Below are 11,110 nucleotides of genomic sequence, written 5' to 3'. Positions count from 1 at the left end.
CTGAAAGCCTTGTGGCGCAAGGCATCGAGCGGGTCAACGAAAGAATCGGCCTTTGCGGGATTTGGCGAGGCGCTCGCAGAGCCGCTGATACCGTTTTTGTGTGCTTTTGACAACATGAGCCTCAGGGGGCTGAAGCGCCTATAGTGGGGGAAGATCTCCAGCTTCCCTCGTTGTCGATGTCGGATCTCACCCCCACGGGTAAGCTTCTGGCCGGGATCCAGGCCCAGCAGTCTGGCGACTTGCGAACAGCGGAAGCCATTTACTCGGAAATTCTGGCGGAGTTTCCGGATCAAGCTGATGCCCTGCACCTGCTGGGGACGGTGGCCCAGGCCAAGGGAGAGGGGGAATGGGCGGCTGCTTTGATTGCCGAGGCCATTGCGCTCGATCCCTGCGTAGCCCTCTATCATCACAACCTGGGCGTTGTCTATGAATCTTTGGGGCAACTGGAAAAGGCGCTATCTTGCTATTGGCAGAGCCTGAGCCTCAATCCCAAGGCTTACCTTTCTGCTTTGCAAGCCGGCAAGATTCTTGTTAACCTACGCCGCCATCAAGAAGCGATCCCTTTGCTTAGCTCCTTGTTAGAAAATCCAGATCCGGCAGCAGGGATCCCTTGGGCTGAGGTGCATTTTTATCTGGGAATGGCCCATCGTGAGCAAGGGGAACACAGCGCGGCTCTGGCTCACCTGGAAAAGGCGTGGACTTTGGATCCCAATTTGGTGGTAGCTCGCTGGCTTTACCATCTCTATTTGCCCGCCCTCTATCAGGATGAGGAAGAGCTGCATAGATTTCGCTCTCGCTTTGTAGAACACCTGGATCGCCTCATTGAGGAGACGCCCTTGGACACCCAAGAGCAGCGGCGGCTTGCCTTTTTAGGGTCAAGCTGGGGAACGCCCCACCATCTGCAGTACCAGGGCTGCGACGACCTGGAGCTGCAGAAAAAATACGCTCAGTTTGTGCAGCGCATCGTGAAATCTTGCTACCCCAATTGGCACTCTCTTCCCCGGCAACCAGGGGATCCCATTCGCGTTGGCTTTGTCTCGGCCTCGATGCGCGCCTGCTCCTACAGCCGTCTTTCTTTAGGGTGGGTGAAGTACTTAAAGGCGAGCTCCCAGTGGCCTTTTCTGGTGTTTGCCTACCATTTGGATCCCAGAACCGACTTCATGACAGAGCAATATCGCCAGTATGCGGATGTATTTCGCCACATTCCCACTGGCTTTGAAGACGCCGCCCGTCAAATTCTGCAGGATCAGCTCGATGTTTTGGTGTATCTGGAAATTGGCCTTTCTCCCCTAATTTTGCAACTGGCATCTCTGCGGCTAGCCCCAGTGCAATGCTCCACCTGGGCTCATCCTGTAACTTCTGGACTTTCAACCATCGACTACTTCCTCTCCAGCGACCTGATGGAGCCCGAAGATGGGCAGGCTCACTACAGCGAAACCCTAATTCGGCTGCCCCGCCTGGGTACTTGTTTTGAAAAGCCCGTTTTACCTCAGCAAAAGCGTCATCGTGGGGATTTTGGCCTGCGCCAAGACGCAGTAGTTTATCTTACCTGTCAATACCTGGGCAAGTATCTGCCCCAATATGACTATCTTTTTGCCGCCATTGCCCAGCGAGTGCCCAACGCTCAATTTGTCTTCTTGGCGTTGCCCAATGCTGCCATTGCCCAACACTTTTGGCAGCGTCTTTCCCGAACTTTCTCCGCCTATGGCCTTTCTGCGGAAGACCACTGCTTGATCTTGCCCCAACTGGATCATCAAGACTACTTGGATCTCAACCGCTGCGCCGATATTATGCTGGATTCCTACGGCTGGTCGGGCGGGATCACCACCTTGGAAGCCGTTGCTGCCGGCTTGCCTGTAGTGACCTGCCCTGGCCGGTTCCTGCGGGGCCGGCACACCTATGCCATTCTCAAAAGGATGGGCCTTGATCTCTTAATTGCCCAAGACCTCCAGCGCTACGAAGAGTTGGCCGTCCAACTGGGAACGGATCCCCAATTTCGGCAGCAAATCTCCCAGCAGATCCAACAGCGGCGCGACCTGCTTTTTGAGGATCGAGACTGCGTGGCAGCTCTGGCCCATTTCTTGCTCACCAGGAAGCGCTACGCCAGCAGTGGTTATGGTTAGCTCACCCCAAGTAGAGGGCTTTGCTCCGGATCCCTTCCCGCAAATGGGTACAAGACTGGCTCGATGGTTCCGCCGTGCCCTTCTCGAGCTGGGCAGTGAGATAGGCCATCCGTGCTGAACGTAGGGCAAGGCTGTCAGTGATCTTCATTTTGTGCGAATTGCTCAAATCATCCTAATCTGGATCCAGAGGAACGTTAGCGATCCGGTGGCCGGGGGAGTGTCTATGTCATTGTCAGCGTTGAAGGTTTCTGGATCCCAGGTGCGGTTTTTCTGGGGCCTTCTGGCCTCGACTGTCCTCCTGGCAGGCTGTGGGGGGGGTGGGGGGACGGTGCCGCCTCTGGTCAATGTTTGCGAGCAAGCCTTTAGCCCAGAGTTTTTCGCATCAATTGGCCTGCGCCGCCAAGGAGATAGCCGCAGCGGAACCTTGGGGCCGAATAGCCTTTTGGAGTTCTACTTCGATAGCGCTGGCGAGGTTCAAAATGCCCGGGAAGTTCCACCGCCTCCTGGCACCTTCACCTTTTACTCAGATGGATTTCTCTACTTTCCTTCTGCAGCCAACGTTACCGGAGTTACCATCCGGCTGACCAGCCCGGTTTTCGATCCGCTGTTGGTCATCGGTGCCTTTGATACCGGTAGAAATTTGGATCGGAATGTCCTTTTTGTTAACGATGATGCTGCTCCTGGCAACTTTACCACCTCCCAGCTCACGATCCCGGTGCGGCAAGACCGCTGCTACTTGATCCAGGTGCAAAGTTACTGGGCGCAAAATGCTTCCCCAACCGCTGGGCCAGGTAGTCCTGGGCGAGGGCCATATACCCTCCAGGTGGTGAGCGAAACGTTTGCCACCCCTCCTCCTCTCCCTCCCTTGCAACAGAAGCCGGAGGATCCGGAGAACGGCGGTGGCGGTGACCGAGGTGGCGGCGTGGGTATTTAACTCTGGCGAGTGAGCCTGATGGCAAAGCTGGCGCTGCCACAGGTGGCCGTGCCACGAATGGAGCGCCCGTCGGCGCTGACAGTGCCACTCCACGTGATGGTTGGGGTACCGCTGCCCCCTATCTTGCCGCTGACAGAAAGTTGGTTGCGGATGAGCTGGCCACTGCGCTCCGCAAAACCGGGAGAGGAAACGCTGATCTGGTTGCCGTCTTGACGAATGGAGACGGTTTCCTGGATACCAGTTGCAACATTAACCTTACACAGGGATCCCTGCCAGACAAAGGATCCTCCCTCGTAGAGCCACTGGCCGCTCAAGGCAAGCTCTGCCGCAGGCGTTGGTGTTGCTGGGGCCGGTGTCGAGGTGGGCGGCGGAGGTGGAGTTGGGGTAGGGGTAGGAGCACGAGGAACAAGCGGCGTCAATCGAGGGATAGGGGTAAGCGTTGGTGTTGGCACCGGAGTGGGAGTGGGTGGCAGTACTGGAGTTCGAGTAGGCGTTGCTACTGGAGTGGGAGTAGGTGTCGGTGCCGGAGTTCGAGTAGGCGTCGTCACCGGAGTGGGAGTGGGTGTTGGTGCCGGAGTTCGAGTAGGCGTCGCCACCGGAGCGGGAGTGGGTGTTGGTGCCGGAGTTGGAGTAGGCGTTGCCACCGGAGTGGGAGTGGGTGTTGGTGCCGGAGTTGGAGTAAGTGTCGCCACCGGAGTGGGGGCGGGCTCGAGGGTAGGTGTTGGGGTGACTGCGGCGGTAGGGATCGGCTCCGGCTCTTCCTGGGTATCGCGGGTTGCTGGGCGCGGCCAGAGCCAAAAGGCGGCCAACAAAGCCACAGCGCCTCCCCCAGCCAAGACCCACTTCAGGCTGCTGCCAGAAGGCTGGAGAACCGTTGGGGGGGCAGCTTGCGGCAGAGGGCGGGTGCGGGGAGTATCCGTTCGTGGTGGGACGGGGGGATCCTGAGGGGGAGTAGCCGGGCGGGTGTTGCTGGCTGGGATGACTGTAGAGGGGGTTTTGGGAGTTTCGCCTGCAGCTTGAGAGGAGGGATCCGGTGCAGCTTCTGCCGAGGTAGTTGAGGGGAGAGGTTCCTGCCCGGCGACGTAGTAGGGGATCCCTGCACCTGGGGGAGAGACCGGCTCATCTTCAATGAGATCCAGATCCTCATCGCGGATATCTTCAAAGGCTCCAGCAGTCGATCCTGTATTGCCGGTGGTTGCGAGCGGCAGCCTGGGATCGGAAGAGGATGGAGCCTCGTTTTGAGCCTTGGCACCGCCGGTGGGAAGAATCACGGTACTGGCCTGGCTGCTGGAGAGTTGAGTGGCTACCGTCAGCTCATAGGCTTGCAGCAGCCGCTCCCCTAGCTCCTGCATCGTCTGCGGCCGCTCGTCGGGGTTTTTCTTGAGGCAATCCATCACCACTGCTGCCAAGGCGGGCGGGATCGGCTGCGGGGTTGTCTCCGGGTTGATCTCAAGGGGGCTTTCGTAGCAATGGGCGTGGATCCAACTGTGCAGAGAGTCGGTTTCCAATTGAAAGGGCATGGATCCCGTCAGCATCTCGTAGAGCACCACCCCCAGGGAGTAAATGTCTGAGCGGGCATCCAGAGACTTGCCCCGTATCTGTTCGGGAGAGGCGTAACGAGCGGTGCCGATAAATCCACCCCCTTTTTGGGTGCCCAGGCTAAGGGTGTGATCCGCCAAGGTTTTGGCTACGCCGAAGTCGAGGATTTTCAGTTGCGACGTGAGCTGGCCATCTCGAAAAACCCGCTCAACAAACAGGTTGCTGGGCTTGATGTCGCGGTGAATGACGCCCCGAATCTCACGGCCCTCGACCTTGGCTTGAAATGTATGAGCAAAGTGCAGCCCCTCACAGGCCTGCAGGGCCAGCCGAAGGGCTTGCCGGAGCGGCAGAGCCCCTTTTTCTCGAATCAGCTTGCCCAGATCCTGCCCCTTGAGGTACTCCATCACCAAGTAGGCCTGCTCCCCCTCTTGGCCGTGATCCAAGACTTTGACGATGCGGGGATGCTGGCCCAGAAGGGTGCTGACGCGGATCTCTTCAGCAAAGCGGCGACGCAAATCGGTCTGGGCGTCACCCCGGCTCAGCAGCATAGGGGCATGCAGGATCTTAACAGCCACCTCTTGGCGGTTGTTGTGCAAGTCCAAAGCGCGGAAGACGGATCCCATGCCGCCGCCACCGATTTCTTGAATCAGTTGGTAGCGGCCACCCAAAATGCGATTGGTGAGATCGGGGGCCATAGGTTTGCAGGTGCAGCGAAGAAGCAGCTTGGGCAGGGATGTCCATACGATAAACCAATTGCTGGAGTTTATACCCGCTCATTTCCCCGTCCAACTCAAGGATCCCAACCTTTGACGCTCTGGGAACTCTGCGCCGCTCAAGCCCTCACCCCCAACCCCTCTCCCAGAGGTGCCCAAGCGCTCCGCGCCGCTCACGCGACCACCCCCAACCCCTCTCCCAGAGGGAGAGGGGAGTTGGAGCGGCGCGTTTGCGGCAGCGCTGCCTAGCAATAACGACGCGACGAGCCGTTTTTTACTGCTATTCGGAATGACTATTTAGAGATTTTTTTAAGGATCCCCAGTAAATGTGAAAAAAGCAAAAGGAAATGCTTGGGGAAATGAGGCCTTCTGGGCAACCTTCAGCCCCAAGAGGGATGATCGGAAGGGATCTCTGGGCGAGGGCTTATGGACTTGGGCTTGGTGGTGATCGCCTACAAGGAGGGGGATCGGGAGAGCAAAGCCGCCTGTCAATTGTGTGCGGAGCAATTGCGTCGGCGCGGCGTTACGGTGCTGACCGCTCCCACCGGCTTGCACCACAACCCCTACCCGGTCTTTTTGGAGGCCACTTCGGATCCCATCGATCTGGTGGTGGTGCTGGGGGGAGATGGGTCGGTGTTGGCGGCAGCCCGCCACCTGGCCCCGCACGGGATCCCGATTTTGCCCATTCAGTCGGGGGGCAGGCTGGGGTTTTTGGCCCAGTCGGAGCGGGTGCTGCACCAGGATCCCTGGGATCGCATCCAGGCGGGAGACTTTGTTCTGCAAGCCCGCATGATGTTGCAGGCCCAGATTTGGGAGCAAGCGCAATTGGGGCAGGGAGCTATCCCTGGGGAGGGCAAGCGGCAGGGCCACCCGGTCAGCGAAGTCTACTACGCCCTCAACGAAATGTGCCTCAAGCCCATCAACCGGGAACGCCTGCCCGCCGCCATCATGGAAATCGAAGTCAATGGCGAGATTTTGGATCAGTACCACGGAGATGGCGTGCTGGTGGCCACGCCGACGGGATCCACCTGCTACACCTTGGCAGCCAACGGCCCCATCCTGGAACCTACCTTTGAGGCCATCATCATCACTCCCATTTGTCCCCTCAGCTTGTCCAGCCGGCCCATTGTTATCAGCGGCACGGCCACGGTGGAGATCTGGCCCCTTGCCGATCCGGAAGGGCTGACCCGCCTCTGGACTGATGGTGTCTTGGCTCAATCGGTCAACCCCGGCCAGTGGGTGCAAATTCAACGGGCTCCCCTGCCGGCCAAGCTGATGATCCTAGAAAAAGACCTCTCCTACTTCCGCACCTTGCGAGAAAAGCTGCAGTGGGCCGGCAGCCGCATCTACATCCCCACCACCAACCACCGCCCCGAGGGGGGATAAAGGGATCTTAAAGTTGGGGAGCTAGAGTAGCGGAGTTTAACTCCCCTGGAATCTTCTCCTATGAGCCTCAGACTGTACCTACTCAGACACGGGGAAACCCCCTACAGCCGTTCCGGCAGCTTTTGTGGCGCCCTCGATCCCGACCTCACCCCCGAAGGCCAGCAGATGGCAGAAGCTTTTGCCGCCGCCTATGCCGGGATCCCTTGGCAGGCCCTCTACGTCAGCCCGATGCGGCGCACCTTGGCTACTCTCAGGCCGCTGGCAGAGAAGACGGGGTTGGAGATGCAGATTCGAGAGGGCTTGAGGGAAATCCACTACGGTGAGTGGGAGGGCAAAACCCACGCCGAGGCCCGCGAAGCCCATCCCGAAACCTACTGGCGCTGGATGACCGAGCCGGCCTGGAACGCTCCTCCAGGCGGCGAAACCGCCGTGCAAATTGCCAACCGCGCCCTGCCGGTTGTGGCGGAGATCGAAGCAAAATGGTCGGATGGCAACGTCTTGATCGTCTCCCACAAGGCCACCATTCGGATTCTTCTCTGCAGCCTGCTGGGCATTGACCTGGGCCGCTACCGGGATCGTATCGAGGTTTTGGCTGCCTCGGTCAGCGTGGTCAAGTTCGACCGCTATGGGCCCCTGCTGGAAAGTTTGGGAGAACGCAGCTATTTGCCGCCTGATCTGCGGCAAAGGGCAGGCACCTAAAAGTTTAGAATTACTAGAATCTTTTGGGCTTTTTTTGAACAAGCGACCATGGGCAAAAAACTGGGCTTGGCACTGGGCAGTGGCGGAGCGAGGGGATGGGCCCATATTGGCGTGATCCGGGCGCTAGAACAGGCCGGGATCCCGATCGATTACATTGCCGGGACGAGCATCGGCGCCTTCGTCGGAGCCATTTACGCCGCAGGTGAACTGGATGAGCTAGAGGACTTTGTGCGGGAGCTCAACTGGAAGATGATCCTGTCTTTATTTGATGTAGTCTTTCCCACCTGTGGCCTTCTGGAGGGCAACAAAATCTACGAGCTACTGACGGAACATTTGCAAGAGCTGTGCATTGAAGAGGCCGGGATCCCTTTTTGTTGCGTGGCTACAGATTTGATTACAGGCCAAGAGGTGCTGTTGCGGTCCGGCAAAATGGCCGATGCGGTGCGGGCCAGCATCTCCATCCCCGGCATTTTCACTCCTTTTCAGCACGAAGGTCGCTACCTCAGCGATGGGGGCATTGTCAACCCGGTGCCGGTACGGGTGGTGCGGGAAATGGGCGCCGAGGTTGTCTTGGCGGTCAACCTCAACCACGTGGATCCTGCGGATGTGGAGCCGGAGGTAGAGGAAACGGAGGTAGAAGAAACTTTTCAAAGACGCCGGCGCTTCAATGTCGAAGGAGAGGTGATCGAGGAGGAAACCAGCTTCATCACCCGCATCCGCAAACGGTACCAATCTCTACAACAAGCGATCCAGGAAAAAATTAGTCAATGGTTTCCAGACGAGCCTTCTGGCCCCAACATTTTTGACATTATCGGCAGAACTTTGAACATCATGGAGCAAATGGTAACCCACAGCATTTTGGCCGAACATCCACCGGACTTACTGTTACAACCTAAGCTCAGCCAATACAGCATCTTCGATTTCCACCAGGCAGATGCCATTATTCGAGAAGGCTATCGGAAAATGCGACGGGCCATTCCAGAATTGCGCCAAAAGCTGGAGCAGTGAACCAACACTTTTCCAGCGGTTCAACCTAAAGCTTTAAAGGGATCCGCGGCTCAAGCTTTACCAAACGCCTCTCGACGGATCCCGCTATCAAAATAGGTCTGAAGTTCACTCGATTGGGATAAATTGCAATAGCAATCCTGTGTGGATGAGATAGCCCGGGGCAGATTTTCCATCCTGGTCGGGATGGGCCAGCAGCACACAGCGATCGTGGGGGGTGAGGTTAAACCCGACAGAGGGATCAGGCTCTCTTTTCAGTTGAGAGTTGAGTTGGGGATCCCCGACAAAGGTTAGTTGGGCCAACAGAGTTAACAGCCGGTCTTGGTGGGCCAGATCCGCCCCAAAAGCAGTCCGCTCCTGCAAGGTGGCCAGCGCCACCGGGTGGCCTTCCCGAATCAAATAGGAGAGGATCCCGGCACAGCGCTCTACGGCTCGCTCCAGCTTGTTGCGATGGGCTTCAGGGCTTTCTCCCCGCGGCTGCCAGCGATTTTCAAAGCAGAGGACGATGGCCTGGGAACGGGGGCGCTCCAGCTCCCGCACAACCAGTTGATCCCGTTTGGCGGAGATCTTCCAGTGCACCGAGCGCACATCATCTTGGGGACGATAGGGCCGCAGGCTAAGGTAGTCCCCCTCCTGGCCGGCCTGAGGGCGCAACTGGCTGCCGCCGCTCAATTGTTCCCACAGCACCAGGTTTTGGACAGGGGCAGGCCGAGGAAACACGATCACCGTCTGCGGGTCCTCGATTTCCACCGCCTTGCGGAAGAGTTCAAAGGGAAAGCTGGTGGCAATCTCAAAACCCTGCAGCCGCCACACCCCTCGCCTTGAAAAGGTGTGTTGATAGAAAGTATCCAGCTTGGCGCCCGGATCCAGGCGCAAAACATAGCTGGAAGGCCAATCTGCCCGCTTCAGCCCCTCGATGCGTTCGCTCACCTGCAGCGAAAAACTGGGCAGGCGTCGCTTGCGATTGACCAGCGTCAGCCCCACCAAGACCGGCTGGCCGGCAAAGATGCGGCTGGGCAACTGCCGGCTCACCTCTAGATCTTTGAGGGTGAGGTCGGAGAGGAGGCCGCTGAGGAGAATGAGGCTGAGCAGCATCCCCAGCACCAGGTATAGGGGATTGTTGCCGGTGTTGAAGGCGGCAATACTCACCAAGAGGGTGATCCCAACAAACCGACCCCCGATGCGGGTAAAGCGGAAGCGGCGCAGAAAACGAACGCGCTGTTTCGATGGCAGCTTTGCAGAAACAGCTCCTGGTCGGGGAGACCATTGAAATAACGGAAATAGTTGAGGTAGTCTTCGGCTGAGCTTCAATAACACCTGAGCTCCCTCCTCAGCGTTCGGCGCCGCTAGGGTTCTTCTGACAAGATTTCGGCAATGGCTGCAGCCACCCGCTCCTGCTGCCGGAGAGTTAATTCAGGAAAACAGGGCAGGGACAACACTTGAGCGGCACAGAGTTCGGCATTGGGCAAATCCCCAGGTTTGTACCCCAACTTTTTGCGGTACACCGGCTGCAGATGCAGGGGGATGGGGTAGTAAACGCGGCTGGCAATGCCCCGCTCCTGCAACTGCCGTTGCACAGCATCGCGCCGCCGTGAGTCGGTTGGGTGGGAGCCAGGCACCCGCACCGTGTACTGGTGCCACACCGAGTTGCCCCCCACCGCCACCTGGGGCAGGATCAGGCCAGGGATCCCGTGCAACAGGCGGTGATAGGACTCGGCAATCCCCTGTCGCCGCCAGTTCCACTCCCGCAGGTGGGACAACTTAACCGACAGGATCACCGCCTGCAGCGCATCCAGACGGCTGTTGAGGCCAATATACTCGTGCTGGTATTGATGGGTCTGGCCGTGTTCTTTGAGGATGCGCACCTGGCGAGCCAAGTGGGCATCCCGGGTCACCACCGCCCCCCCATCCCCTGCTGCCCCCAAGTTCTTGGTGGGAAAAAAGCTGAAGCAGCCGAGATCGCCCCAGGTGCCCACCGGCCTGCCCCCCCAACAAGCTCCCACCGCCTGGGCGCAATCTTCTATCACCGCCAGCCCATGTCGGCGGGCAATGGCCACAATCTCGGTCAGGTTGGCCGCCTGACCGAACAGATGCACCACCACCACCGCCCTGGTGCAGGGGGAGATGCTCTTTTCCAGAAGCTGCGGATCCAGGTTGAAAGTACAGGGATCCACATCCACAAACACCGGACGCGCCCCCACCAAGTCGATGGCCTCGGCAGAGGCAAAAAAGCTAAAGGCAGTGGTGATGACCTCATCGCCCGCTTGGATGCCCAAAGCCCGCAGAGCCAGCACCAGAGCATCGGTGCCGGAATTGCAGCCGACAGTCTCCAGATCCCCGCCGCCCAAAAACTGGGAGAAGAGCTCCTCAAAGCGTCGCACCGCCCCGCCGCCGATGTACTGCCCCGAGGCCAGCAACGCTTCCACCTGAGGCAGCAGGTCGGCAGCCAGAGCGCGGTATTGCAACGTCAAATCCAGCAGCGGGATCGGCTCATCCATGGTGGGGGGGGGTAGCGGCCACAGCCCATCATCGAGGATAAGAGCCGAGGAAGACAACGCTCTGGTTCAAAATGGGGCTTTTTGTAGCTTCGTTGCTGAGAAAGCTGCTGGGATCCCAGCCCCGCCCCGACTTGATCCCCATCTGAGCTAGAGTAAACGCGGTCCAGGGAACCGGTAGGCTGGATACAGCTATCGACAGGATGCTTTATGGAG

The 11,110-nt window shown here is 58.6% G+C and carries 8 protein-coding genes; 5 read left to right on the top strand and 3 right to left on the bottom strand.

Annotation, left to right across the window (positions count from 1 at the left end; translation table 11 throughout):
* Positions 1-176: 176 nt before the first annotated feature.
* Positions 177-2,123, top strand: a complete 1,947-nt coding sequence (locus NW862_RS12430; RefSeq protein ID WP_414427231.1) for a tetratricopeptide repeat protein — start codon at positions 177-179, stop codon at positions 2,121-2,123.
* A gap of 223 nt (positions 2,124-2,346) precedes the next feature.
* The gene (locus tag NW862_RS12425) at positions 2,347-3,057 is read left to right on the top strand and encodes a hypothetical protein (protein WP_414335926.1); all 711 of its coding nucleotides are present in this window, start codon (positions 2,347-2,349) and stop codon (positions 3,055-3,057) included.
* On the opposite strand, the gene NW862_RS12420 is transcribed toward NW862_RS12425, so the two are convergent.
* The gene (locus NW862_RS12420) at positions 3,054-5,291 is read right to left on the bottom strand and encodes a serine/threonine protein kinase (protein ID WP_414427230.1); all 2,238 of its coding nucleotides are present in this window, start codon (positions 5,289-5,291) and stop codon (positions 3,054-3,056) included. The two genes, NW862_RS12425 and NW862_RS12420, sit on opposite strands and share 4 nt — an antisense overlap.
* Positions 5,292-5,735: 444 nt before the next feature.
* Between NW862_RS12420 and NW862_RS12415 the strand changes: the two genes are divergently transcribed.
* The 3 genes from NW862_RS12415 to NW862_RS12405 are packed head-to-tail and all read left to right on the top strand — an operon-like array spanning position 5,736 to position 8,402.
* A complete protein-coding gene (locus NW862_RS12415; protein ID WP_414348496.1) occupies positions 5,736-6,695 on the top strand; it encodes an NAD(+) kinase in 960 nt (319 codons plus the stop codon).
* A gap of 60 nt (positions 6,696-6,755) precedes the next feature.
* Positions 6,756-7,394 (top strand): histidine phosphatase family protein, encoded by a 639-nt coding sequence (locus tag NW862_RS12410; protein WP_414335909.1) that lies wholly within the window; start codon positions 6,756-6,758, stop codon positions 7,392-7,394.
* A gap of 48 nt (positions 7,395-7,442) precedes the next feature.
* The gene (locus NW862_RS12405) at positions 7,443-8,402 is read left to right on the top strand and encodes a patatin-like phospholipase family protein (RefSeq protein ID WP_414348498.1); all 960 of its coding nucleotides are present in this window, start codon (positions 7,443-7,445) and stop codon (positions 8,400-8,402) included.
* Positions 8,403-8,507: 105 nt separating this feature from the next.
* Here NW862_RS12405 and NW862_RS12400 read toward each other — a convergent pair whose 3' ends face one another.
* Positions 8,508-9,548: a DUF58 domain-containing protein gene (locus NW862_RS12400; RefSeq protein WP_414348500.1), complete on the bottom strand. Its 1,041-nt coding sequence runs from the start codon at positions 9,546-9,548 to the stop codon at positions 8,508-8,510.
* A 197-nt stretch (positions 9,549-9,745) separates the two neighbouring features.
* Complete coding sequence (locus NW862_RS12395) at positions 9,746-10,897, bottom strand: DegT/DnrJ/EryC1/StrS family aminotransferase (RefSeq protein WP_414335912.1); 1,152 nt, start codon at positions 10,895-10,897, stop codon at positions 9,746-9,748.
* Between the last annotated feature and the right edge of the window lie 213 nt (positions 10,898-11,110).

This window comes from Synechococcus sp. H55.8, from assembly GCF_047462375.1.
GTDB lineage: Bacteria > Cyanobacteriota > Cyanobacteriia > Thermostichales > Thermostichaceae > Thermostichus.
Note: the sequence above shows the minus strand (reverse complement) of the source record. Positions and strands in the feature narration are given on the sequence as shown.

Coding starts and splice junctions, on each gene's coding strand:
- NW862_RS12410 (WP_414335909.1), top strand. CDS start 6,756: ATGAGCCTCAGACTGTACCTACTCAGACACGGGGAAACCCCCTACAGC.
- NW862_RS12405 (WP_414348498.1), top strand. CDS start 7,443: ATGGGCAAAAAACTGGGCTTGGCACTGGGCAGTGGCGGAGCGAGGGGA.
- NW862_RS12395 (WP_414335912.1), bottom strand. CDS start 10,897: ATGGATGAGCCGATCCCGCTGCTGGATTTGACGTTGCAATACCGCGCT.
- NW862_RS12420 (WP_414427230.1), bottom strand. CDS start 5,291: ATGGCCCCCGATCTCACCAATCGCATTTTGGGTGGCCGCTACCAACTG.
- NW862_RS12425 (WP_414335926.1), top strand. CDS start 2,347: ATGTCATTGTCAGCGTTGAAGGTTTCTGGATCCCAGGTGCGGTTTTTC.
- NW862_RS12415 (WP_414348496.1), top strand. CDS start 5,736: ATGGACTTGGGCTTGGTGGTGATCGCCTACAAGGAGGGGGATCGGGAG.
- NW862_RS12430 (WP_414427231.1), top strand. CDS start 177: ATGTCGGATCTCACCCCCACGGGTAAGCTTCTGGCCGGGATCCAGGCC.